The organism is Burkholderia sp. JP2-270, assembly GCF_003233675.1.
Classification (GTDB): Bacteria; Pseudomonadota; Gammaproteobacteria; order Burkholderiales; family Burkholderiaceae; genus Burkholderia; species Burkholderia pyrrocinia_C.
On sequence record NZ_CP029825.1, the window covers coordinates 2,546,353 to 2,571,093 of the forward strand.

Below are 24,741 nucleotides of genomic sequence, written 5' to 3' on the forward strand. Positions count from 1 at the left end.
ACCAAGAGGACATTGGCCGTATTGCTTAACAACGAGATGTGCGGGGGTGTCCGCACGGAAAATCTTGATTCAATTTCTATCAAATATGTTTCGCAAGTTCCGGATTGACATTCTAAGCATCGTCATAGCGGTCATCCTTCCCGGATTGCTGATCTGGTTCAAAGGTGACTGGGTGGGGCTGCACTCGGTCGAAAGGCGTGCAGGATGGATCGTTGCGCTTTGCGTAGTATTCGTCGTGTGGTTCCTGTGGTTCAGCTTCGATTCCTCATCCCGTCCAGCGATAGCCGCGCGGCGTATCAAGCACTGGGTCGCGAAACAGATTAATGCGTCAACCGGGGAGGGCGATACCAAAGCACCGGTCGGAGGAGGGCGCGCTGCTGTGCTACGTAGCAATCTTCTCAACCGTCACGGCTGGCGTTGGCGCTATCGTGACCGCTGGGTGCTTGTCGCTGGCGACGAGCCGTTCGTACGCCGTCTGGCGCCCGGCCTGGTCGATACCGGGTCGATTGTTCTTGGCAATACGGTCCTGCTGTATGCGAGGCAGATCGGCGACCAACTCGATACCGAATGGCTCGATCAAATCCGCCGCTTGCGGCGCCGGCGGCCAGTAGACGCAATCGTAGCGGTAACGCGTAGTTGCGGTTCCGTCAACGCCTCGTTTGATACCGACGAACTCACCGCTCGGCTTGCTCGCCATACGCGCGCATTGCGCTGGGCCGCACCTGCCTATCTTCTGGACGTTACGGATTTCGGCGGCGAGTGGATGGACACGGACGAGGCCATTGGATTCACGTGGGCAAACACGCACGTGAATGAAACGGTGATCGACGAGTCGCTCCGAAATCTTCTCGACGATCTCGCGGATTCTGGTGTCATGCGCCTTGCCGCGAATGCCAGTGACCGTTACCCGGCACAACTGGCGCAGCATATTTCGATGTTGCGCAGCGCGTTGGCGGGTCTGGTGCTCAAAACCACCGAATCCGGTGTTCGGACTGGTGGAATCTATGGCCTGATGTTCGCGCCGCTATTCAAGGAGCGGGATCTGGCGCAGCCGCATGCCGATACTGAGAGGGCCGATGTTTCTCGATTCAATCCTCAGCACCGAACGGTTTGGCAAACCGTCGCCGATCACAGCCGCAAGGTTAATGGTCGCCGCGTCGGCCTTTCACTGTCGACTACGGCAGCGTGGATGGCGATCGTTGTAATTGGCTGCTGGATTGCCGGCACGATGCTGTCCGGCTTCGTCAACCGCGCAACGATCGGAAGTGCTACAGAGACAGTCTCGAAGCTCGAGGGAATCCAGAACCCAACACAGTCACTGCAGACGCTCACCGACCTTGACCGACAGATTGACACACTTGAATTCCACCAGCGCACCCGCGCGCCGCTGACCACCCGTTTCGGCCTGAATCGCGACCACGCATTGCTCGATGTCCTCTGGCCGCACTATGCGGATGCGGCAAACCGCATTCTCGTCGGCCCGATTCGCCGGCAACTCGAGGCGCGACTGCATCAACTGGCATCGTTGTCCGACGCAGAAATCGCCAGCGGCGGCGATGCGCAAGTACAGGCCGCATACGACACGCTCAAGACCTATCTGATGCTCGCGAAGCCGGAGCGCGCGGTGGCCGCATTCCTGACACCCCAGCTCGTCGCGACGTCGATGCCGGCACGCCCCGTCAATTCATCGTTGTCGCCAGGCAGATGGGAAGACTTGCGGCAGCAAGCCATTACATTCTTCACGAACCACCTGGGACCCGGTGCGAAGTCGACCGCGGCTGCGTTGGCAATCGTTCCGGACAGTACCTTGATCGCAGCGACTCGCCAGACGGTGATCGGCGTTCGGGGTATTCAGAATTCGCGGGACGCGGTCTACCAGCAGATCCTAGACGAAGCGACGCCGAAGTACCCGCCGGTGTCGCTCGTCACGCTGCTGGGTGACTCGGCATCCCAATCCGGTGCAGGTGGCGCGACAAGCCGCGGCTTGTTCGACACGACCATGACCATACCGGGCGTATTCACGCGCGCAGCATGGGACGAACGGATCGCCAAGGCCATCGACGAAGCGGGCGAGCAACATGACGTGGCAAGCGACTGGGTGCTTTCCGACACCAAGGCCGCCGGCCAGTCCTCGTCGACGCTAAAGGACGAACTGCGCCAACGCTATTTCGACGACTATGCGCGCGCCTGGGCACTGTTCCTCAACAGCGTGCGCTGGCAACCGGCACCGACGCTTTCCGCCACGGCCGATCAACTGACCTTGCTGGGCGATCCGCAACGTTCGCCGCTCGTCGCGCTGATGAACGCGATCGTCTATCAGGCGGGAACGGGAGCCAACACGCAGTCGCTGTCCGACACGCTGATCAGCAAGGCGCAGCAGATCGTCGGCGCTGACGAAAAGGATCCGTCGAAGCAGGTCAAGCCGCAACTCGCGCCGCTGGCGGCGGCGTTCGGCCCGATCCTGCGTCTGACCGGCACCGATCTCGTTTCCGGCGGGCCGGTCAACGGCAAAACCGCCGCCGCGCAAATGGCCGCGACCGGTGATCTGAGCCTCGCCCGATATCTGGAACGCATCACGGCCATGCGCCTGAAGACGTCGCAGATCGTCTCCAGCGCCGATCCGGATGCGGTTGCGCGACTGGCCGCCCAGTCGGTGCTGCAGGGCAAGACATCCGACATCGCCGACAGCCGCGACTATGCGAGCCGGGTCGCCGCGAGCCTCGGCGAACAGTGGTCCGGCTTCGGCGCACTGTTCCGGGCGCCGTTCGATCAGGCATGGCAGGTCATCGTGCAGCCGGCCGCGTCGAGCCTGAACGAGATCTGGCGCGCGGCGATCGTGGCCGACTGGAACAAGTCGTTCGGCGGCCGCTATCCGTTCGCGGATTCGGACAACGACGCGTCGCTGCCGGAGATGGCGCGCTTCATGCGACCCGATGGCGGCGTGATCACGCAATTCGTGACGACGCAACTCGCGGGCGTCATCGAGCGACAGGGCGACCGCTGGGTGCTCGCACAGGGCACCGATTCCGGTGCGCTGACGATTGATCCGGGCTTCCTGAGCGGGTTGAACAAGCTCACGCGCATTTCGACGGTGCTGTTTCCGTCCGGTGACGCGCGCATGCGCTACGAGTTGCAGGCGGTGCCGACGCCGGGCGTCACCGACATGCGATTCGTGTTGTCCGGCCGCGAATTGCACTACTTCAACCAGAAGCAGGAATGGACGCCGTTCGAATGGCCCGGCCAGTCGCTCGAAAACCTGTCGCATATCGAATGGCAGACCGAGCAGGGTGGCTTGCGGACGGCGCTCGATTCGCAGGGGCGCTTCGGCCTGATTCGCCTGTTCGAGCGAGCGAAGGTCATGCAACAGGACAACGCCCGTTACCTGCTGACCTGGATGCCGGATACGAGCCAGGGCATCCCGTTGAAGGTGCAGCTGCGCAGCGAGGCGGGCGCCGGCCCGCTCGACGTCCTGCAACTGCGCAACTTCGTGCTGCCTGCACGGATTTTCATGGCCGGGGCGGTGAGCGCCGGGCCGAAGGTGTCGACGGCCAGTCCGCCGCCGTTGCCGGCTGCGGCGATTGCCGCAGCCAGGCACGCTGCCGTGCCGTTGCCACCGGGGCCGCCGGGTGCGATGGCGTGGCTGGATGAAGCGATGCCGGTGGAGTCTCGGAAGGCGTCCCGTCAGACAACTCCGATAGCGGAAGCGCGATCAAGCACACCCGGCGAGAAGCCGCCAAAGAGTGATCCGCGGATGGAGGTGTCTTCGCTGGCGACGACTTCGGCATCTTCCGATGTCTCCACCAGACCGTTCGGACACGCCCTCCGTTTGCTGGGCGACGCATTCGCATTCTGAGACCTGCCATGACGCTTGCCAATTTCGTAAAGACACTCGTCGGCGGTCCTCGCGTCGATTCGCTGCAGGAATCCCGACAGACCGCCTGGGCGGCATGGCTGGCCCCGATACCGGGCGAGCACACGTGCGGCCGCGATCCGGGCTACGAGGATGCCTTCTTTGAACTGAAGGACGAGGCAAACAAGCTTTCGGGAATCGACGACGGACTGATCGTCGGCAACTGCGAGCAGTTGCTCAAGGAAACCGGGAAGGATCTGCGTCTGGTCGGCTACTACACGTTTGCGAGGCTGCGGCTGGACGGATCGGCCGGCTTTGCCGACGGACTCGAACTGGCCGCTTCGCTCATCGACCGGTTCGGCGAGGCCGTGCTGCCCGCGCGGGCCGAGGCGAAGCGGGCGGCGCTGGAGATGCTGGCGACTTCACGCATGATCGAGACGCTGAACAGTCGTGGCGACTTTGCGCCGGCCGATCTGGAACGTGCGCTTGCCGCGCTCGACGTGCTCGTCGAACAAACGGGAAACTGGCCGGAAGCCGTGCGTCCGAATTTGCAGCCGCTGGTTGCCCGTTTCGAGCGCAAGGAGGAACCGGCTCGGGGTGCGAATCCGGGCGTGGTCCCGCCGCAAAAGATCGCTTCGGTTCCCGCGTCGAGCGGGGCGATCGCGTCGACGCGCGACCTGCTCGATCAGGCACGTTCGATGTCGACGTGGCTGCGGGATCAGGAAAACGGCTATCTGCCGTCGGTGCGCCTCGTGCGCAGCATTCGTTGGGATACCTTACATGACGTGCCGCCGGCTGATGCCGCATCGCATACGCGTCTGGCACCGCCGCGCGCCGAGTTGCGCCAGCAGATGAAGCGCCTCGTGCTGCAAAAGCACTGGCACGAGTTGCTGGAGCGTGTCGAAGGCGCGTTCATGGAAGGCGTGAATCACCTGTGGTTCGATCTGCAGTACCTCCAGCATGTCGCGCTCGATCACGTCGGCACGCCGTACAGCGCGTGGCGCGAACTGCTGCGTGCCGACTTTGCGCTGTTTCTCGAACGACTGCCGGGCATCGAACGGCTGGCATTCAGCGACGGCACGCCGTTCGCGGACGACACGACACTCGAATGGATTGCGCGGCACGCGGTCGTGCGCGACCTGGAGGCGGGCGAGACGGTGGCGCCGCTGCCGGTCTCCGCGGATGGCGACGGCGACGCCGCCGGCGACTGGCCCGAGATCGAGACCCAGGCCCGCGAACTGGCGGGGCGCGAAGGCATCGAGACGGCCTTCGCATGGCTCGAAGCGCTACCCGGCATGAAAACCGATCGGCACCGCTACCTGCAGCGGCTCGTGATGGCCCGCCTGGCCGATCATGCCGGCCGGCCCGATGCGGCGCTCGCGCTGCTTGCCGAGCTCGATGCGTCGTCGCGGTCGCTGCCGCTGATGCGCTGGGAGCCGGCGCTGACGTTCGAAGTCAAGCAACAACTCGTCAAGGCAATGAAAGCGATGAGCAGCCGCAAGGACGCCGACAAGCCGGCGCTCATGCGTCGCATCGGCGAACTGCAGGCCGAACTGACCGTGCTCGATCCCGCACGCGCCTTGACTCTTTCGTAACGGATTCCCATGGACAACAACGATTCCATCCTGCGCTACTACGAAGCGGAAATGCGCTATCTGCGCGAATCCGGCAAGGAATTCGCGAAGGCGCATCCCGATCGGGCGCGTCTGCTCAATCTCGATCGTGTAGGTGATCGTGACCCGTACGTTGAGCGGCTCTTCGAGGGTTTCGCGTTCCTGACCGGCCGGCTCCGACAAAAGCTCGACGATGAATTGCCCGAACTGACCGAAGGACTCGTCAGCCTGTTGTGGCCGCACTATCTGCGGATGATTCCGTCGCTGTCGATCGTGGAACTGATGCCGTTCGCGGAGAAACTGCAGAAGACCGAAATGGTGCCGGCCGGCGCACCCGTCAGGTCGGCGCCGATCAATGTCCCGTCGCCGGGCCGTGTCGAGGGGGCGGCGCCGCGAACGGTCCAGTGTATGTACCGGACCACGCAACCCGTCGCGCTTCAGCCGGTTACGATTACCCACGCCGGGCCGACCGTGCGCCATGATGGCCGGTCGGTGATCAGGATCGGTTTCGCATTGGAGGGATCCGCACTCCGCAACGAAACGAATCTGTCGCGCCTGCGTGTGCATCTGAACGCGGATCTTCCGACCGCATTCGCGATGCATCTCGCGCTCACGAGGCAGGTCGACGCGATCCACTGGCGCATCCCGGAAATTCGCGACGGCGAACCGGTGCCGCTCGCAGGTGTCACGATCGAGCCGGCGGGCTTCTCGACGGAAGAGCGGCTGTGGCCAAGGGCCGATGCTGCGTTTTCCGGGTATCAACTTCTGCTCGAGTACTTCACGTTCCGCGAGAAGTTTCTGTTCGTCGACTTGTGCGGACTCGATGTCGCGAAGCTTCCGGAAGGTGCGACCCGCTTCGAACTCGAAATCGTGCTGAAGCACGCGTATCCGTCGGACCAGCGTTTCAGTGCGGAAAACGTGCGACTGTTCTGCACGCCGGTCATCAACCTGTTCGAACTCGACGCCGAGCCGATCGAGATCGACCATCACGAAACCGAATATCGCGTCGTGCCGGCCGGCCATCAAGGCGAGCATGTCGAAACGTATTCGGTCGACGCGATCGCGACATTCGACCACGACACGGCCGAACGATACGAATACGTGCCGTTCGCCACGTTCCGTCACCGCGGCGGCATGTTGCGGCACGAGGCCCCCGAGCGCTATTTCCATACGCGCGTGCGTCCCGGCGTGTCGGGGCTGCATGAAACCTGGGTGATTCTCGGCGGCCATGCGTGGGAAACGATGGATGCGCTTCCCGAAGAGAGCCTGTCCCTGCGCGTGACCGGCACGAACGGGATGCTGCCGCGCAAGGGTTTGCGGGAGGCAAGTCTCAACGAGATCGCAGTCAGCACGCAAAGCGTTGCCGGCGTGCGTAATCTCGTGTCGCCGACGTTGCCGCTGTATCCGCCGACGGAGGATCGTTTCCAGTGGCGTGTGTTGTCGCATCTGGCGCCGAACTTCCTGTCGATGATGAACGCGGAAGTGTTGCGTGGCGCCCTGGCGCTTTACGACTGGACCAGCGACGAGCTGAACCGACGACGGCTCGCGGGCATCCTGCATGTGTCTCAGGAATTGATCGAAGAGGTGTCGGGCGGTGCGGTCGAGCGGGGCGTGCTGATCGAGATCACGCTCGACTCCCACGCTTTTTCCGGAGACGGTGACGTGATGCTGTTCGGGGAATTGCTGCATCGGTTCTTCGAGGCATATGCGGAGATCAACCTGTTTACGAAGCTCGCGATCGTCAGCCTGCCGTCGCAGCGTCGAACGGAGTGGCCGCGCGGCAAGGTGCAGAGGGCGGCGTTATGAAGCGGTTATTCAATCGGCGGGGTATCGAAGCGGCCGATGCACAAGAGCTTCCGGCAATTGTCGGAGGCCTGCTGGCGTGTGCGCCGAAGATGAGCTTCATGCAGTTCTGTCGGCTGTTGGAAGCCTGTGATTCCGACGCGCCCGGATTCGGCACGCGCGATACGCCGGAACGCGAGCCGGTGCGATTCCGGCCGCGTCCTCGCTTGGGCTTTCCGGCCGGTGAGATTGCGGCGGTCGAGATCGACGACGAGGATGGCGATGCGCCGCCGACCATCCGCACGACGTTCATGGGGTTGTACGGGGTGGATGCGGCGATGCCGTCGCATACGATCGACGAGATCGCGGTGCGTGAAGAGGGACATGAAGCGGTCGAGGCGTTTCTCGATCCGTTCAATCATCGCATCGCAACGCTGCTGTACCGCACATGGAAGAAATATCGATATCCCGAGCGTTTTCAGGCCGGTGGTGTCGACGATTATTCCCGGAGCCTGTTGTGTCTGGCAGGGTTCGGATGGGGCGACAAGCCCGCGCGTGCCGGTTTGCCGGCGTCGCGAATGCTGGCGTTGCTCGGTCTCCTGATTCAGCGCACGCGGACGTCTGAAGGGCTGGCCAGCGTCATCGCGCTGGCAGCACCGCGCGTCGGCGTTCGTGTCGACGAGTTCTGGGCGGTGACGACGAGCGCCGGCCAGCCGAAGCCGCTGACGTCGACACGCCCCGCGATTGCCGCTTCGCGGGACGGCCGGCGCGTCGGTCTCGGCGGCGGTTACGTGCTCGGCCGGCGCATCGCGTATCGAAGCCGCGCGGTGCGTGTGACATTGCGGCCTGACGATGTGCAGCAGGCACACGACCTGTTGCCGGGCGCGTCGTTGCATCGCGAGTTGACGGCGTTCATTCGGCTGTATGTCGGCATGAAAGCCGATGTGCATTTGCGAATGGAAGTGTCGTCCCGTTTCGTTCCGAGTCCGGTTGTCGGAGCAGGGCGTGCAGATCCTGCGCCGCGTCTCGGCTGGACCACGGTATTGCCCTCCGGGGACTCGCGCTTGATCGATATCGCGCTCGGTATCTACGAGGCATTGCCGACACCTCAATCGAACTCGCATCTCGTGCCGCGCACGATCTGATTCCGGAGTCTTCATGTTCAATCGAATGAGCGCAGCAACCGTTGCCGCAGCAGTGCTTCTGTCGGGCTGCGGTGCCTGGCAGTCCGTCTCGGATGCGTCATCGAGCGCCTATCGCGCGGTGTTTTTCAGGCAGGTGAAGGTGCTGAATGTCGATCTCACGGCACGGGCTGCACTGAATCCGGACGAGGCGGGGCGAGCGACATCGGTAGCCGTTCGCGTGTATCAGCTGAAGGATCGCACGGTATTCGATGAAGCAACGTATGAGGACCTGTTGAAGCACGATCGGATCGTTCTCGCACCGGATCTGCAGGCAGATATGTCGACGGTCGTGAATCCTGGCGCGTCGTCGAGTTTGTCGCAGCCCATGCAACGCGAGACGAAGTACGTGGCGATCGTTGCGTTGTACCGTGTCCCCGGAGCACAAGGAGACTGGAAGCGGGTGATTGAGAAAAAGAAGCTCAATCCGGATAAGCCGCTCCGAATGGAACTGTCGCTGAACGGACTACAGGTGACAGGAGAAGTCGTGAAGTCAGCGTCTTCTAGATGAACTGGGGAGATGGCGCTGGAGAGCTGATATCGTGTGCGAACGCGGGGCGTTTCATTCCCGGTGCTGGCCCATGTGCCGGGTAACCGGCAGCATGGGCCGCTTCGGGTATTACCGATCGTCTTCCCGAACCGAAGACGGATGCCGGCACAGTGCCCGCACCTCGAGCTCCATATACGGAAACAGCGGCAATTGACTGAGCAGGTCATGCAGCTGCTGCACGCTCTCGACATCGAAAATGCTGACGTTCGCATAGCGCCCGGCGATCCGCCACAGATGCCGCCAGATCCCTTCGTTCATCAGCCGCTGGCACATCGCCTTTTCTTCCGCCTTCAGCGTCGCCGCCTTGACCGGATCCATGTCCGCCGGCAGACGGACCGTCATTTCCACATGAAACAGCATCCTGCACTCCTTGCGTTATCGATTCGTCGAACGGAACGGCCGCTCAGGCTTGCGCACGGGCCCGCTCGACTTCGCTCGCCGGCACGTCCTGCTTTTCCTTGAGCAGCGAGAAATCGAAGTCGATCAGCGCGAACTGCCCGTCGACGCCATACGGCTTGCCTTCCGCGCCTTCGGCCTGCTTGACCTTCGGGATCAGCCCTTCGCGGGTCGCGAATGCGAAGTCGTCCCAGATGTGCGGATCGCCCTCGATGTTGATCTGCGTCGTCAGCTTACGATAACCGTCCGCCGAAACGAAGAAGTGAATGTGCGCCGGACGATGGCCGTGGCGGCCGAGCTGGTCGAGCAACTGCTCGGTCTTGCTGCCCGGCGGCACGCTGTAGCCGACCGGCAGCACGCTGCGGAAGCTGTAGCGGCCTTCGGCGTCGGTGCGGATCGAGCGGCGCAGGTTGAACGCGGGCTGCGACTGATCGAAGTACGAGTAGTTGCCCAGATGGTTCGCGTGCCACACCTCGACCAGCGCATTCGCGATCGGCGCGCCATCGTTGCCGAGCACCTGGCCGCGCATGATGAGCGTCTGGCCCGGATCGGTGCCGTCGTCGAGGCGCGCATGGCCGACCGACTCCGGTGCACCGGCGACATACAGCGGCCCTTCGATCGTGCGCGGCGTGCCGCCCTGGATGCCGGCCTTTTCCTCGGCCTCGTCCATCCGCACGTCGAGGAAGCGCTCGAGGCCGAGGCCCGCGGCGATCAGCCCGAATTCGCGGCCGGCTTCGTTCAGGTAGTTCAGCGCCGTCCAGAACTCACTCGGCTGCACGTCGAAGTCCTCGATCGTGTAGCAGATGTCCTTCACGATCCGGTTGACGATCGCGCGCACGCGCGGGTTGCCGGGCTTCTCGGCGGCGTCGTCGAAGGTCTTCAGCAGGGCGTCGATGGCTTGCTTGTTCATCTGTGTCTCCGGTTTCGGTTGTCGTGTGGGGATCAGCGGGCGTCGCGTCGCATCCGTTCGATGCGGGCCCAGTCGAAGGTGATGCCGAGGCCGGGCGTCGCCGGCAGGTGCAGCTTGAAATCCTGGTAGCGCAGCGGCTCGACGAGGATTTCCTCGGTGAGCAGCAGCGGGCCGAACAACTCGGTGCCCCATTTCAGCGAGTCGAACGTGCTGAACAGTTGCGCGGACGCCATCGTGCCGGCCGCGCCCTCGAGCATCGTGCCGCCGTACAGTTCGATGCCGGCCGCCGCCGCGATCGACGCGACGCTCGCCGCACCCTGCAGGCCGCCCGATTGCGCGATCTTCACCGCGAACACGTCGGCCGCGCGATCCTGCGCGAGCGCGAACGCATCGACGGGGCCGTGCAGCGCCTCGTCGGCCATGATCGGGACCTGCGCGAGCTGCGTGAGGCGTTTCATCCCCGCGCGGTTGGTCGCGGCGATCGGCTGCTCGACCAGGCTCACGCCGGCTTCCGCGAGCCGCGCGCCGGCCCAGATCGCGTCGGTTTCGCTCCACGCCTGGTTCACGTCGACCCGCACGTCGCCGCGCTCGCCGAGCGCGCGCTTGATCGCGACCACGTGCGCGACGTCGTCGGCGACCGCGTTCGAGCCGATCTTCAGCTTGAACGCGCGGTGGCGGCGCGCTTCGAGCATCGCTTCGGCTTCCGCGATGTCGCGCTGCGTGTCGCCGCTCGCGAGCGTCCATGCGACGTCCACCGCATCGGTCCTGCGGCCGCCGAACAGCTCGGACAGCGGCACGCCGAGACGTTGCGCCTGTGCGTCGAACAGTGCGGTCTCGATCGCGCACTTCGCGAAGCGGTTGCCCTGGAACAGCTTGCGCGCCCGCGCCATCGCGGCGCCCGGGCGCGTCGCGTCCATGCCCTGCAGCAGCCGCGCGAAGTAGGTGTCGATGTTGACCTTGATGCTTTCGGGGCTCTCCTCGCCGTACGCGAGGCCGCCGATGGTCGTCGCCTCGCCGACGCCTTCGATACCGTCCGTGCATCGAATACGGACCAGCACGAGGGTCTGGCAATTCATCGTGGCGACCGATAATTTATGGGGCCTGATTGTCGGCACGTCGACGAGCAGCGTCTCGATGCGTTCGATGGTGGCGGCAGTTGCTATCATGCGATTCCTCCTGTTGGTGCACATGGTAGGAATTCCCGCCCCGCGTCGTCCAACACTCTTTCCGACTACTTCCATACCTTTGAGGCATGAAATGGAATTGCGCCAGCTTCGCTACTTCATTGCCGTCGCCGAGGAAATGAACATCACGCGGGCTGCCGAACGGCTGCACATGACGCAGCCGCCGCTGAGCCGGCAGCTCCAGGCGATCGAGGACGAGATCGGGTTGCCGCTGTTCGAGCGCGGCGCGCGGCCGCTGAGGCTGACGGATGCCGGCCGCGTGTTCTATACGCAGGCGAAGCGCCTCGTCGACCAGGCCGACGAGCTGGGCCCGCTGACGCGGCGGCTCGCGCAACTGTCGGAGCGGATCGTGATCGGCTTCGTGCCGTCGACGCTGTACGGCGCGCTGCCGGACGTGATCCGTGCGTTTCGCGAGGCGCAGCCGGAGGTCGAGCTGTCGCTGATTGAAATGTTCACGCTCGAACAGCTCGGCGCGCTGAAGGGCGGGCGGATCGACGTCGGGTTCGGCCGTTTGCGTTTCGACGACGACCAGCTCGTGCGCGAGGCGCTGATCGAGGAAAAGCTGATCGCGGCGCTGCCGGCCGGGCATCCGCTTGCCGATCCCGACCGGCCGCTCGTGCTCGCGGATATCGCGAACGAGACGCTGATCGTCTATCCGAGCACGCCGCGCCCGAGCTTCGCCGATCAGCAGTTATCCGCATTGCGCGACGGCGGGCTGGTGCCGGCGGCCGTGCATGAGGTGCGCGAATTGCAGACGGCGCTCGGGCTCGTCGCCGCGCAGGTCGGCGTGTCGCTGGTGCCGGAGAGCGTGGAGGGTGTGCGCGTGAAGGGCGTCGTGTACCGGCGGCTGCCGGAACCGGCCGCGACGTCGCCGATCATCATGAGCCGCCGGCTGCACGGCGAAAGCGCCGCGACAGCCGCGTTCTGCGCGATCGCGCGGGAGATGATCGTGCCGGCGGCGTAACGATTGCCGCTGGTTTTAAGAACCGCAACTAACGGTCGGTTTCGGCGTGCGCAGGCGAATGCGCAGAGGGCATCGCGATCTCGTGCCGTCCCATCTGATGCCGTTGCCGGTTGCGCAAGCCGCCGGGTGCACCGGCGGATTCGTCGTTATCGCTTCCCGTCGAGCGTCTCCGACGGTGACTCACCAAACTTCTCCCGGTACGCGATCGCGAACCGCCCGAGGTGGGTAAACCCGCAATCGAGCGCGACATCGGCAATTCGCCGGTCGGACGTCGCACCGCGCAGCAGCTCGCGCGCATGGTCGAGCCGGGTCGCGCGCAGGTATTGCATCGGGCTCAGCCCGCGGAACTGCAGGAACGCATCGCGCAGCGTCCGTTCCGGCACGTTGGCGGCGCGGACGATATCGGCGAGCTGCAGCGGCTGCGCGTAGTGCGCGTTCACGAATTCCTGCGCGCGCCGCACGAAGCCCGGCGCCGGGTCGCGGTGCGACGCGTGCAGCACGGACGGCGGATGGCCTTCGATCAGCAGGTCGATCAGCAGGTGCTCGAGCTGCGACGCGACGCGCGGGTTCGCGTTCGCGCGTTCGAGCAGTTCGGGCGAGCGCGCGACGAGCATCAGTTGCTGGCGCCATGCGGCGAGCGCGGCGTCGCTGATGTGCAGCACGGGGTCGAGCGTCGCGCGCGGGTCGCCGGTCAGCGAGCCGACGGTCGCCGCGTCGATGCGCAGCACGAACTGCTCGCAATCGGCGGACAGCACCGCGTCGAAGCGCTCGCCGGGCGCGCACAGCACGCCGGTCTGGCCGTCGACGCCGAGCTGCCGCCCCATCGCGCGCACCTCGGCCTGGCCGGACAGGCAAAACATCAGCAGGTAGTAGCCGTCGACCGCGTCGACCTGCACGCGCATCGCGTCGCCGAACGCGATCGTGCCGATCCCGAGCCCGCCGAGCCTGACGAAATCCATGTGCGACGCCCCGTGCACGCGGCCGTTCGGCAGCAGCGCGTGTGGCTGCATCACGCGCGAGATCCGCTCGCGCGTCTCGTCGAGATCGCGGGATTCGAACAGCCGGTGCGCGCGCAGCGCGAGCGGCTCGAACGACGTTGGGGACATGGGCATCAGCCTGATTGTGGACGGCGCGCTTCGATCCGACGAATGGGTCTCGATCAAGTGCCGCATCGTGTGTGCCGTCATGCTAGCTCAGAAATTCGCCGAAAGTGGATATTGCATCGCCGCAATCGCACTTTCCGGATAGACGGCGAATATTAGCCTTCCAAAAATGGACCCCATCTTGTTAATGAAACGGAACGACCAGGAGTCCGACATGGAGCAGACAGAATCGCCCGTCGTGTTCGCCGCGCGCGACGACGCATCCGACGTGAGCTTTCCGCACGACGACGGCTCGCGCGTGCCGTACAAGGTGTTCAGCTCGCGCGCCGTCTACGACCGCGAGCAGGAACGCATCTTCCGCGGGCCGACGTGGAACTTCGTCGCGCTGGAAGCGGAAATCCCGAACGCCGGCGACTTCAAAAGCACGTTCGTCGGCGACACGCCGGTCGTCGTCACGCGCGCCGAGGACGGCACGCTCGCCGCTTGGGTGAACCGCTGCGCGCACCGCGGCGCGCAGGTGTGCCGCAAGTCGCGCGGCAACGCGACCTCGCACACGTGCGTGTATCACCAGTGGAGCTTCGACAACACGGGCAACCTGCTCGGCGTGCCGTTCCGGCGCGGCCAGAAGGGGATGACCGGGATGCCGGCCGATTTCGATCCGAAGCAGCATGGGCTGCGCAAGCTGCGCGTCGGCAGCTATCGCGGGCTGGTGTTCGCGACCTTCAGCGACGACGTGATGCCGCTGTCCGACTACCTCGGCGAGCAGATGCGCCCGTGGATCGACCGGATCTTCCACAAGCCGATCGAGTATCTCGGCTGCACGCGCCAGTATTCGAAGTCGAACTGGAAGCTGTACATGGAGAACGTGAAGGACCCGTATCACGCGAGCATGCTGCACCTGTTCCATACGACCTTCAACATCTTCCGCGTCGGGATGAAGGCGCGTTCGATTCCGGACGCGAACCACGGGCTGCACAGCATCATCACGGTGACGAAGACGAACGACGACACGTCGGCCGCATACAAGCAGCAGAACATCCGTTCGTTCGACGAGGGCTTCCACCTCGAAGACGAATCGATCCTCGATCTCGTATCGGAATACGACGAGGACTGCACGAACCATATCCAGCCGATTTTCCCGCAGCTCGTGATCCAGCAGATCCACAACACGCTGGTCGCGCGACAGATCCTGCCGAAGGGCCCCGACAACTTCGAGCTGATCTTCCATTTCTTCGGCTATGCGGACGACACGCCCGAGCTGCGCGCGCTGCGCATCAAGCAGGCAAACCTCGTCGGGCCGGCCGGCTATATCTCGATGGAGGACACGGAGGCGACCGAGCTCGTGCAGCGCGGCACGGTGCGCGACGGCGATGCGACGTCGGTGATCGAGATGTCGCGCGGCAATCCGGACCAGCAGGACACGGTGATCACCGAAAGCCTGATCCGCAAGTTCTGGGTCGGCTACCAGAAGCTGATGGGCTATTGAAGCGGGAGCGAAAGATGACGGAAGACATGAAGACGTGGTTCGAGATTTACATGCTCCAGAACCGCTACATCGGGCACCTCGACAACGACCGGCTCGAACACTGGCCGGAAATGTTCACCGAGGACTGCACGTACGAAATCGTGCCGAAGGAGAATGCCGATCTCGGGCTGCCGGTCGGGATCGTCCACTGCACGAACCAGCGGATGCTGCGCGATCGCGTGGTGTCGCTGCGGCACGCGAACATTTTCGAGGAGCACACGTACCGGCACATGACGTCGGGCCTGACGATCGTCGCCGAACGCGACGGCGAGATCGACACCGAGAGCAACTACGTGGTCGTGCAGACGCGCAGCAACGGCGAGTCGAACGTGTACCAGGCCGGCAAGTACTACGACACGGTCGTGCGTACGCCCGACGGGCTGCGCTACAAGACCAAGCGCGTGATCTACGACACGTCGCGCGTGCAGACGCTGCTCGCAACCCCGATCTGACGAAGCAAGGAACCGACATGACCGAAGCAACGCTCGCCGAGTGGCATCCGCTCGGCGCTTTCGACGAATTTACCGAAGACGAACCGGCGGCGCGCGTCGCCGGCCAGAAGCCGATCGCCGTGTTCCGGATCGGTGACGAACTGTTCGCGATGCACGACCTCTGCACGCACGGCCATGCGCGGCTGTCCGAAGGTTATGTGGAGGACGGTTGCGTCGAATGCCCGCTGCACCAGGGGCTGATCGACATCCGCACCGGTGCGCCGAAATGCGCGCCGATCACGGAGCCGGTGCGGACCTATCCGCTCCGGATCGTCGACGGGCAGGTGGAAGTCAATGTCGGCTGATCCGTTCGTGATCGTCGGCGCGGGCCACGCGGCCCGGCGCACGGCCGAAGCGCTGCGCGAACGCGATGTCGCCGCGCGCATCGTGATGATCGGCGCGGAGCGTGAACTGCCGTACGACCGGCCCGCGCTGTCGAAGGATGCGCTGATGAGCGACGGCGGCGAGCAGCGCGCGTTCGTGCGCGACGCGGCGTGGTACGACACGCAGCGCATCGAGCTGCGGCTCGGCACGCGCGTCGATGCGATCGAGCGCGACGCGCAGCGCGTGCGGCTCGACGACGGCGCGACGCTGCCGTACGCGCGGCTCGTGCTCGCGACGGGCTCGCGGGTGCGCACGTTCGGCGGCGCGATCGACGCAGGCGTCGCGCCGCATTACGTCCGCACCGTCGACGATGCGCGTGCGTTGCGCGCGCAACTTGCGCCGGGCCGCCGCGTCGCGGTGCTCGGCGGCGGGTTCATCGGCCTCGAGGTCGCGGCTGCGGCGCGCCAGCTCGGCTGCGACGTGACGGTGATCGATCCTGCGCCCCGGTTGCTGCAGCGAGCGTTGCCGGAAGTCGTCGGTGCATATGCGCGTCGGTTGCACGACGCGCGCGGCGTGGTGTTTCAGATGGCAACGCTGCCGCGTGCGGTTCGTCGTGCGCCGTCCGGCGGTGCGATTGTCGAGACCGATCGCGGCGACGTGCAGGCCGATATCGTCGTGGTCGGCATCGGTGTCGTGCCCAATGTCGAGCTTGCACAGGCGGCCGGGCTCGACGTCGACAACGGGATACGCGTCGACGCGGGCTGTCGTACGACCGATCCCGCGATCTTCGCGACGGGCGAGGTGACGATGCACTTCAATCCGCTGCTCGGGCGCCACGTGCGGATCGAATCGTGGCAGGTCGCCGAAAACCAGCCGGCTGTCGCGGCCGCGAACCTGCTCGGTGCGGACGAGACCTATGCCGAGCTGCCGTGGTTATGGTCCGATCAGTACGACTGCAATCTGCAGATGCTCGGGCTGTTCGGCAGCGAACGCACGACCGTCGTGCGCGGCGATCCGGCGAGCGGGCCGTTCACGGTGTTCGGGCTGGGTGACGACGGCAGGATCGTCGCGGTGGCCGCGGCGAACCTGGGGCGCGACATCGGCGCATCGCGCCGGCTGATCGCGGCGGGAGCGGTGCCCGATCCGGTGAAACTCGCCGATCCGGCGGTGAACCTGAAGACGTTCCTGTAACGGCTGGGCGCGCGGGCCGGCTCGGCCCGCGCGTTTGTCGGTTGACGCGAAATCGGGGATATTAGCGGCATCGCCGATCCGCCCGTCCTCCATGCCGCCAGACAAAGCCCTCGAACTGAAACGAAGCAAGCGCCGCGCGCTGTGGCTGCTGCTGGCCGCGGTCGCGGTGTTCGTCGCGACGATCCTGCTGCCGCGCGGCCCGTGGGTGGACGGCTTCAAGGCCGTGGCCGAGGCCGCGATGGTCGGCGCGCTCGCCGACTGGTTCGCGGTCGTCGCGCTGTTTCGCCGCGTGCCGATCCCGTTCGTGTCGCGCCACACCGAGATCATCCCGAAGAACAAGGACAAGATCGCCGACAACCTCGCGGTATTCGTGCGCGAGAAGTTCCTCGGCCCCGACGCGCTTGCCGCGCAGATCCGCCAGCACGATCCCGCGCAGAAACTCGGCGCGTGGCTCGGCGAGCCGGCGAACACCGACGCGCTCGGCGGTTATGTGACGAAGCTGATGAGCTTCGCGCTCGACATGACCGACGACGCGCGGATCCAGTCGTTCGTCCACGACGCGTTTCGCGCGGTGATCGACCGCGTCGACCTGTCGCAATCGGCCGGCGTGATCCTCGATACGCTGACGAAGGACGGCCGTCACCAGGCGCTGCTCGACGATGCGATCGAACAGGTGGTCGACGTGCTCGACAAGGAGGAGAACCGCGAGGTGATCGCGGGCTTCATCGTCGAATGGCTGAAGACGCAGTACCCGAAGGTCGAGAAGATCATGCCGACGCAATGGTTCGGCGAGAACGGCGCGCGGATGCTCGCGAGCGCGGTGAGCCGCGTGCTCGAAGGCGTGGCGGCGGACCCCGAGCACGAGTTGCGGCAGCGCTTCGACCGGACGGTCGCGCGGCTGACCGAGCGGCTGAAGCACGATCCCGCGTTCATCGAAAAGGGCGAGGAGATCAGGCGCTACATCCGCGACGGCGATGCGTTCAACGAGTATGCGCGCGACTTGTGGGACCAGTTGCGCGCGTGGCTGAAGGCCGATCTCGCACGCCCCGATTCGACGCTGCACCGGCAGGCCGCGACGCTCGGCGGCTGGCTCGGCGCGCGGCTCGCCGAGAGCCCGGCGCTGCGCGCGTCGCTGAACGAGCATATCGAGAAGGCCGTGCACGAGATGGCGCCGGATTTCGCCGATTTCCTGATGCGTCATATCCGCGACACGGTGCGCAACTGGGATGCGCGCGAGATGTCGCGGCAGATCGAGCTGAACATCGGCAAGGATCTGCAGTACATCCGCATCAACGGCACGCTGGTCGGCGGGCTGATCGGGCTCGGGTTGTATCTGGTGTCGCTGGTGCCGCGCTGGGCGGCCGGGTGGCTGCATTGACGCGGCCACGCCCGCGAACGGCGGCCGGTGTGCTTACGCGTGCGTGCGTTCGCGCGGTTCGACCTTGCGGTCGATCTCGCTGCGCGTGGGTAGCGTCTTGAGATCGTAAGCGGCTTGCAGGTTAAGCCAGAATTCCGGCGACGTATCGAAGTAGCGCGCGAGCCGGTAAGCCGTATCGGCCGTGATTCCACGCCGTTCCTTGACGATTTCGTGCAGGCGCGTGGCCGGCACGTTCAACGCGAGCGCCAGCGCGTTGACGCTCATTTCCAGCGGGACGAGGAATTCTTCCCGCAGGATTTCACCCGGATGAATCGGGCGCATTCCGTTCTTGAGCATGCGAATCTCCAGTCAGTGATAGTCGACGATCTCGACGTTGGCGGGGCCGTCGTCGGTCCATTCGAAGCAGATCCGCCATCGGTCGTTGATGCGGATGCCGTGCTGGCCTTCCCGATCGCCATGCAGTGCTTCGAGCCGGTTGCCGGGAGGCGCCCGCAAATCGCGCAGCTCTTTCGCGGCGGCGACCATTTGCAGTTTGCGGGTTGCAACGGTTTCGATTGCGCGAAAGCGCCCGGGCGATTCTCCGGCGAACAGCGACTGCGTGACCTTGCATCGGAAGGAGTGGATCATGACGAAAAGCGTATTACGTTAACCGTAATACGTCAATGGGAATGAAAAAGGGCGGTATGAACGGGTTCGACTGTGCCGACTATAGGGCTGCCTGCCTGTCGATGGGTCCGTTTGGCCGTTCGGCCAGCCCCTGCGGGCCGTCGAAGTCGGCATTTCCCGAATCCGTCTACAATCAAAAACGTCCTTGCCGCCCGTGCGCGCCTGCCGCGCACGGGCGGGTCCGTTCGTCCTCCGATACCCGGAGGCACCGCCGCGCGTTGCGTGCCGCGCGACGGGAAGTGCCGTGGTCTGTGTCCAGTAGGTAAAGCGTCCGCGTGCCGTAGGCCGGCGCGCGTCATGTACGCCGCGTGTCCGTAGGCCGGGCAGGCGGCATAACCGAGAGTCCCCCATGAAAGCATCGGATCTGTTCGTGAAGGCGCTGGAAGCCGAAGGTGTCGAGTACGTGTTCGGCATTCCCGGTGAAGAAAACCTCGATCTGCTCGAATCGCTGCGGCGATCGAAGATCAAGCTCGTGCTGACCCGGCACGAGCAGGCGGCAGGGTTCATGGCCGCCACCTACGGCCGCCTGACGGGCCGCACCGGCGTGTGTCTCGCGACGCTCGGGCCCGGCGCCACGAACCTCGTGACGGCCGCAGCGTATGCGCAGCTCGGCGGGATGCCGATGCTGATGATCACCGGGCAGAAGCCGATCAAGTCCAGCAAGCAGGGCCACTTCCAGATCGTCGACGTGGTCGACATGATGCAGCCGCTCACGAAGTTCACGCGGCAGATCGTGTCGATCGGCAACATCCCGTCGGCCGTGCGCGAGGCGTTTCGCCGCGCCGAGGAAGAGCGCCCGGGCGCCGCGCACCTCGAACTGCCGGAAGACATCGCGCACGAGGAGGGCGACGGCAAGCCGATCCCGCGCAGCTACAGCCGGCGGCCGGTGGCCGAGGAGAAGGCGGTCGCGCACGCGGTCGACGCGATCCAGGCCGCGCGCCATCCGCTGCTGATGATCGGCGCGGGCGGCAACCGCAAGACGACCCGCAAGATCCTCGTCGAATTCGTCGACAAGACCGGCATCCCGTTCTTCACGACGCAGATGGGCAAGGGCGTGATCGACGAGACGCATCCGCTGTGGCTCGGCAACGCGACGCTGTCCGACGGCGACTTCGTGCACCGCGCGATCGAGCATGCGGACTGCATCATCAACGTCGGCCACGACGTGATCGAGAAGCCGCCGTTCTTCATGCGTGCCGACGACAAGACCGTGATCCACGTGAACTTCCTCGGTGCGCAGGTCGATCCCGTCTATTTCCCGCAGATCGAGGTGGTGGGCGACATCGCGAACGCGGTGTGGCAGATGACGGAAGCGATCACCCCGCAGCCGCACTGGGATTTCGTGCGCTTCGCGATGATCAAGGAGCATTTCGACGCGCACCTGGAGAAGGGCCAGCACGACCCGCGCTTCCCGATGTACCCGGTGCGCATCGTGGGCGACCTGTACAACGCGCTGCCGGTCGACGGGATCGTCTGCCTCGACAACGGGATGTACAAGATCTGGTTCGCGCGCTACTGGCGCGCGCACGAGCCGAACTCGCTGTTGCTCGACAACGCGCTCGCGTCGATGGGCGCGGGCCTGCCGTCGGCGATCGCGACGAAGATCGTGCATCCGCAGCGCAAGGTGATCGCCGTATGCGGCGACGGCGGTTTCATGATGAATTCGCAGGAGCTCGAAACGGCCGTGCGGCTGAAGCTCGACATCGTCGTGATGATCCTGCGCGACGACGCATTCGGGATGATCCGCTGGAAGCAGGAGAACATGAATTTCCCCGATTTCGCGATGACGCTGCAGAACCCCGATTTCGTGTCGTATGCGCAAAGCTACGGCGCGCACGGGCATCGCGTCGAATCGGCCGACGATCTCGAGCCGCTGCTGCGCGAGTGCTTCTCGTCGCCCGGCGTGCATGTGATCGACGTGCCGATCGACTATTCGGACAACGAGCGCGTGCTGAACCGCGAGATCAAGCGGCTGTCGGCGCAGCTCTGAATTCCCCGTTCACAGGAAGGAGTCGTTCCATGTTGAAGGATACCTATCCGTACTACCTGGCCAACGAGGCCGTCTACGCGAACGCCGATCTGGAAGTGACGGACAAGTTCAGCGGCAAGGTCGCGACGCGCGTCGCGCTGGCCGACGCGAAGGCGATCGATGCGGCGATCGGCGCGGCGGTCGACGCCGCGAAGCCGATGCGCGAGCTGCCGGCCTTCAAGCGGCAGGCCGTGCTCGACCATTGCGTCGCGCGCTTTCGCGAGCGCTTCGACGAGCTGGCCGAGGCGCTGTGCATCGAGGCCGGCAAGCCGATCAACGATTCGAAGGGCGAAGTGACGCGGCTGATCGACACGTTCCGCGTCGCATCCGAGGAATCGGTGCGCATCGACGGCGAGATCATCAACCTCGAGATCTCCGCGCGTGCGCAGGGCTATTCGGGCTATACGAAGCGCGTGCCGGTCGGCCCGTGCTCGTTCATCTCGCCGTTCAACTTCCCGTTGAACCTCGCCGCGCACAAGGTCGCGCCCGCGCTCGCGGCCGGCTGTCCGTTCGTGCTGAAGCCCGCGAGCCGCACGCCGATCGGCGCGCTGATCATCGGCGAGGTGCTTGCGGAAACCGACTTGCCGAAGGGCGCGTTCTCGGTGCTGCCCGCGCATCGCGACGGCGCCGATCTGTTCACGACCGACGAGCGCTTCAAGCTGCTGTCGTTCACGGGCTCGCCGGCCGTCGGCTGGGCGCTGAAGGAGAAGGCCGGCAAGAAGAAAGTCGTGCTGGAGCTCGGCGGCAACGCGGCCGCGATCGTCGATGCGGACCAGCGCGACCGGCTCGACTACGTGGTCGAGCGTCTCGCGTTCGGCGCGTACTACCAGTCGGGCCAGAGCTGCATCGGCGTGCAGCGGATCCTCGTGCATGCCGATCTTTACGATGCGCTGCGCGAGAAGCTGATCGCGAAGACGCGTTCGTTGAAGATGGGCGATCCGAAGGATCCGTCGACGTTCGTCGGCCCGATGATTTCCGAATCAGAATCGCGCCGGCTGTCGGGCTGGATGGACGCGGCCGTCGCGGCGGGCGCGAAGATCGTCGCGGGCGGCAAGGTCGACGGCGCGATGTTCGAGGCGACGCTGCTGGAAAACGTCGAGCACGAGCAGGACCTGTACCGCAAGGAGGCGTTCGGCCCCGTCGCGATCCTCGAGAAGTTCGACCGGTTCGACGACGCGCTTGCGCGCGTGAACGACAGCGATTTCGGGCTGCAGGCCGGCGTGTTCACCGATTCGCTCACGCATGCGCAGCGCGCGTGGGACGAGCTGGAGGTCGGCGGTGTCGTGATCAACGACGTGCCGTCGTTCCGCGTCGACAACATGCCGTACGGCGGCGTGAAGGATTCGGGCCTTGGCCGCGAAGGGATCCGCTACGCGATCGAGGACATGACCGAGCCGCGGCTGATGGTCGTGCGGCGCCGGTAACCGTTGGCGGGCAGCGCGGTGCCGCGACGGCGCGCGGGTGGGCGATCGTGCCGGCCCGCGTGCCGTTTTTCATCGCGGCGCGCACACAGGGCCGGTATCGGGCCCGTGTCGCGTGGCGGGCCTCCCGACCGCGCTCGACTGCGGGCATCGCATCGTGATGTAATCGCGCCAAACTGCCGACCGGGGTACGACGCCGGAAAGCGCGAATTCATTCTTCACGAGGTCGATTCATGTCTCCCGTCTCGGCATTCAAGCTGGTTCTGTTGTCATTCCTGGCGATCGTCGCGCTCGAATGCATCGCCAAGCGGCTGCGGCTGCCGCCCGCGGCCGCGCTGCTGATCGGCGGCATCGGCATCGCGTTCATTCCCGGCCTGCCGCCGATCGACCTCGATCCCGAGCTGGTGCTGCTGGTATTCCTGCCGCCGCTGCTGATGGACGGCGCGTACTTCTCCGTGTGGGAGGAGTTCAAGCGCAACGTCGGCGGCATCCTGCTGCTCGCGATCGGCGCGGTCGTGTTCACGACGTTCGCGGTCGGCTTTGCCGTGCACTGGGTCGCGCCGGCGCTGCCGTGGGCCGCCTGCTTCGCGCTCGGCGCGATCGTGTCGCCGCCCGACGCGGTCGCCGCGAAGGCCGTGCTCGAACGCGTCGCGCTGCCGCGCCGGCTGATGGTGCTGCTCGAAGGCGAGAGCCTGCTGAACGACGCGGCCGGCCTCGTGCTGTTCCGCTTCGCGGTCGCGGCCGCGCTCACCGGCGCGTTCAGCCTCGAGCACGCGGTCGTGCGCTTCGCGGAGCTCGGGCTCGGCGGCGTGGTGGTCGGCTTCGTGGTCGGCAGGCTCGTCGTGTGGTTCCTGAAGCTGCTCGACGACGACTATCTCGTGATCACCGTCGCGGTGATAGCCGGCTGGATCGCGTACATCGCGGGTGAAATGGTCGAGGTGTCAGGCGTGATCGCGACTGTCACGGCCGGCATGATCATCGGCTGGCACCAGCACGAGGTGTTCTCGGCGGCCGTGCGCACGCGCGGCACCGCGTTCTGGCAGGTCATCGTGTTCCTGCTCGAAGCGATGGTGTTCGTGCTGATCGGGCTGTCGCTGCGCGGAGCGATGCATCGGCTCGGCGGCTTCGAGCAGGTGCTCGCCACGATGGTGCCGCCGGTGCTCGCGGTGCTGGCGGCGGTGATCGTGTCGCGCTTCGTATGGATCTACGCGGTCGAGGCGCTTAAGTGGCCGGTGCGAGGCATCGCGCGGCGCAGCGACGCGCCCGACTGGAAGGCAGCGACGATCATGAGCTGGGCCGGGATGCGCGGCGTCGTTACACTGGCGATCGCGCTGTCGCTGCCCGAGGCGATGCCCGGCCGCGACGTGATCCTGGTCGCGTCGTTCGCGGTGATCCTCGTCACGGTGCTGCTGCAGGGTACGACGATCGGGCCGCTGATCCGGCTGCTGCGCCTGCCGCAACGCGAAGAGCGCGCCGTGCATCACCTGACCGAGCCGCAGACGTGGGCGTACGTCGAGGCCGCGCAGCTCGCGGCGATCCAGCCGCTCGTGCGCGACGAGAACGGCGTGGTGATCCATCCGCGCCTGCTCGAGCAATACACGTATCGCGCGGAACTGACCGAGCGGACGAAGAACGAACCCGCGTATCCGGCGGAAGTGCGCATCGCGCACTACGACGTGGTGCTGTCCGCGATCAAGGCCGGGCGCGCGGAACTGTTGCGCCTGCATCGTTCGGGCCGCATCCACGACGAGATGCTGCACATGCTTGAACGCGATCTCGATCTGCAGGAAGTGTCCGCGCAGCACGCGCGCGGGTAAGGCGGGCCGCACCGCCGTCTCGCGGGCCGGCCTCCTGCCGGCCCGATGCGCGTACGGGGCGATCGTCGCCCGGCGCCGCGTTTCTTCTCCCTTCATTCGGCCGATTCGATGCATTTGCATCGGGCCCCAATACGTGTCGCGATCGGGCCTTGCAGCGCATGCAAACCTCGCTGCGCCGACCGCGCAAACGTTATCGTCTTTCGAATCCGGAAATGATCCGATTTATCTGATTGCGGCTCTTTCCGCATATTTGGCAAAACTAAACCGGAAGGAGATAGATGCTGTGTTCTAATTTCATTTAGAATCAGCCGGTTATGTTTATTGAGAGAAAGAATGCGGAGGTAATGCGGTCGTCGACGGGGAAAA

Annotated in this window: 21 protein-coding genes; 15 read left to right on the plus strand and 6 right to left on the minus strand. The window is 65.2% G+C overall.

Translation table 11 applies throughout. From position 1 onward, the window contains the following. Positions 1 to 85 precede the first annotated feature (85 nt). The 5 genes from DM992_RS29620 to tssJ are packed head-to-tail and all read left to right on the plus strand — an operon-like array spanning position 86 to position 8,937. Positions 86 to 3,853 carry an ImcF-related family protein gene (locus DM992_RS29620; protein WP_111019768.1) on the plus strand — a complete coding sequence of 1,256 codons (3,768 nt, stop codon included), beginning with the start codon at positions 86 to 88 and terminating at the stop codon, positions 3,851 to 3,853. A gap of 8 nt (positions 3,854 to 3,861) precedes the next feature. Then, positions 3,862 to 5,445 (plus strand): type VI secretion system protein TssA, encoded by a 1,584-nt coding sequence (gene tssA / locus DM992_RS29625; RefSeq protein ID WP_111019769.1) that lies wholly within the window; start codon positions 3,862 to 3,864, stop codon positions 5,443 to 5,445. Between the two features lie 9 nt (positions 5,446 to 5,454). Further along, on the plus strand, positions 5,455 to 7,269 hold the full coding sequence (gene tssF / locus DM992_RS29630) for a type VI secretion system baseplate subunit TssF (RefSeq protein WP_111019770.1): 1,815 nt from the start codon (positions 5,455 to 5,457) through the stop codon (positions 7,267 to 7,269). Next, positions 7,266 to 8,390 (plus strand): type VI secretion system baseplate subunit TssG, encoded by a 1,125-nt coding sequence (gene tssG / locus DM992_RS29635; protein WP_111020466.1) that lies wholly within the window; start codon positions 7,266 to 7,268, stop codon positions 8,388 to 8,390. The genes tssF and tssG overlap by 4 nt, the downstream gene beginning before the upstream one ends. 13 nt (positions 8,391 to 8,403) lie before the next feature. Further along, positions 8,404 to 8,937 carry a type VI secretion system lipoprotein TssJ gene (gene tssJ / locus DM992_RS29640; protein ID WP_111019771.1) on the plus strand — a complete coding sequence of 178 codons (534 nt, stop codon included), beginning with the start codon at positions 8,404 to 8,406 and terminating at the stop codon, positions 8,935 to 8,937. 108 nt (positions 8,938 to 9,045) lie between these two features. On the opposite strand, the gene catC is transcribed toward tssJ, so the two are convergent. The 3 genes from catC to DM992_RS29655 are packed head-to-tail and all read right to left on the minus strand — an operon-like array spanning position 9,046 to position 11,448. After that, on the minus strand, positions 9,046 to 9,336 hold the full coding sequence (gene catC, locus DM992_RS29645) for a muconolactone Delta-isomerase (protein WP_034185107.1): 291 nt from the start codon (positions 9,334 to 9,336) through the stop codon (positions 9,046 to 9,048). A gap of 43 nt (positions 9,337 to 9,379) precedes the next feature. Further along, the gene (gene catA, locus DM992_RS29650) at positions 9,380 to 10,282 is read right to left on the minus strand and encodes a catechol 1,2-dioxygenase (protein WP_111019772.1); all 903 of its coding nucleotides are present in this window, start codon (positions 10,280 to 10,282) and stop codon (positions 9,380 to 9,382) included. Between the two features lie 32 nt (positions 10,283 to 10,314). Beyond that, positions 10,315 to 11,448 (minus strand): muconate/chloromuconate family cycloisomerase, encoded by a 1,134-nt coding sequence (locus DM992_RS29655; protein WP_111019773.1) that lies wholly within the window; start codon positions 11,446 to 11,448, stop codon positions 10,315 to 10,317. A 91-nt stretch (positions 11,449 to 11,539) separates the two neighbouring features. On the opposite strand from DM992_RS29655, the gene DM992_RS29660 reads away from it, so the two are divergent. Continuing rightward, positions 11,540 to 12,430 (plus strand): LysR family transcriptional regulator, encoded by an 891-nt coding sequence (locus tag DM992_RS29660; protein WP_111019774.1) that lies wholly within the window; start codon positions 11,540 to 11,542, stop codon positions 12,428 to 12,430. Between the two features lie 146 nt (positions 12,431 to 12,576). Here DM992_RS29660 and andR read toward each other — a convergent pair whose 3' ends face one another. Beyond that, positions 12,577 to 13,536 (minus strand): anthranilate 1,2-dioxygenase regulatory protein AndR, encoded by a 960-nt coding sequence (gene andR / locus DM992_RS29665; protein ID WP_111020467.1) that lies wholly within the window; start codon positions 13,534 to 13,536, stop codon positions 12,577 to 12,579. Between andR and DM992_RS41915 the strand changes: the two genes are divergently transcribed. From DM992_RS41915 to DM992_RS29690, 6 genes are all read left to right on the plus strand, one after another. Then, positions 13,535 to 13,678, plus strand: coding sequence for a hypothetical protein (locus tag DM992_RS41915; protein ID WP_162631763.1), 144 nt, complete (start codon positions 13,535 to 13,537; stop codon positions 13,676 to 13,678). The genes andR and DM992_RS41915 overlap by 2 nt on opposite strands. Positions 13,679 to 13,747: 69 nt before the next feature. Next, positions 13,748 to 15,019: an anthranilate 1,2-dioxygenase large subunit AndAc gene (andAc, locus tag DM992_RS29670; protein ID WP_111020468.1), complete on the plus strand. Its 1,272-nt coding sequence runs from the start codon at positions 13,748 to 13,750 to the stop codon at positions 15,017 to 15,019. A 14-nt stretch (positions 15,020 to 15,033) separates the two neighbouring features. Further along, positions 15,034 to 15,510, plus strand: coding sequence for an anthranilate 1,2-dioxygenase small subunit AndAd (andAd, locus tag DM992_RS29675; protein WP_014900133.1), 477 nt, complete (start codon positions 15,034 to 15,036; stop codon positions 15,508 to 15,510). Positions 15,511 to 15,527: 17 nt separating this feature from the next. Further along, positions 15,528 to 15,854 carry an anthranilate 1,2-dioxygenase ferredoxin subunit AndAb gene (andAb, locus tag DM992_RS29680; RefSeq protein WP_111019775.1) on the plus strand — a complete coding sequence of 109 codons (327 nt, stop codon included), beginning with the start codon at positions 15,528 to 15,530 and terminating at the stop codon, positions 15,852 to 15,854. Continuing rightward, complete coding sequence (gene andAa / locus DM992_RS29685; protein ID WP_111019776.1) at positions 15,844 to 17,064, plus strand: anthranilate 1,2-dioxygenase system ferredoxin--NAD(+) reductase; 1,221 nt, start codon at positions 15,844 to 15,846, stop codon at positions 17,062 to 17,064. The genes andAb and andAa overlap by 11 nt, the downstream gene beginning before the upstream one ends. Before the next feature lie 91 nt (positions 17,065 to 17,155). Continuing rightward, on the plus strand, positions 17,156 to 18,442 hold the full coding sequence (locus DM992_RS29690) for a DUF445 domain-containing protein (protein WP_111019777.1): 1,287 nt from the start codon (positions 17,156 to 17,158) through the stop codon (positions 18,440 to 18,442). Between the two features lie 33 nt (positions 18,443 to 18,475). Here DM992_RS29690 and DM992_RS29695 read toward each other — a convergent pair whose 3' ends face one another. Continuing rightward, positions 18,476 to 18,778 (minus strand): HigA family addiction module antitoxin, encoded by a 303-nt coding sequence (locus DM992_RS29695; protein ID WP_034185116.1) that lies wholly within the window; start codon positions 18,776 to 18,778, stop codon positions 18,476 to 18,478. Positions 18,779 to 18,790: 12 nt separating this feature from the next. Then, on the minus strand, positions 18,791 to 19,069 hold the full coding sequence (locus DM992_RS29700) for a type II toxin-antitoxin system RelE/ParE family toxin (RefSeq protein WP_111019778.1): 279 nt from the start codon (positions 19,067 to 19,069) through the stop codon (positions 18,791 to 18,793). Positions 19,070 to 19,457: 388 nt separating this feature from the next. Between DM992_RS29700 and DM992_RS29710 the strand changes: the two genes are divergently transcribed. The 3 genes from DM992_RS29710 (at position 19,458) to DM992_RS29720 (ending at position 24,375) form a co-directional block, all read left to right on the plus strand. Continuing rightward, positions 19,458 to 21,098 (plus strand): acetolactate synthase large subunit, encoded by a 1,641-nt coding sequence (locus DM992_RS29710; RefSeq protein WP_111019779.1) that lies wholly within the window; start codon positions 19,458 to 19,460, stop codon positions 21,096 to 21,098. A gap of 29 nt (positions 21,099 to 21,127) precedes the next feature. Next, positions 21,128 to 22,561: an aldehyde dehydrogenase family protein gene (locus tag DM992_RS29715; RefSeq protein ID WP_111019780.1), complete on the plus strand. Its 1,434-nt coding sequence runs from the start codon at positions 21,128 to 21,130 to the stop codon at positions 22,559 to 22,561. Between the two features lie 230 nt (positions 22,562 to 22,791). Further along, positions 22,792 to 24,375: a Na+/H+ antiporter gene (locus DM992_RS29720; RefSeq protein WP_111019781.1), complete on the plus strand. Its 1,584-nt coding sequence runs from the start codon at positions 22,792 to 22,794 to the stop codon at positions 24,373 to 24,375. Positions 24,376 to 24,741 lie beyond the last annotated feature (366 nt).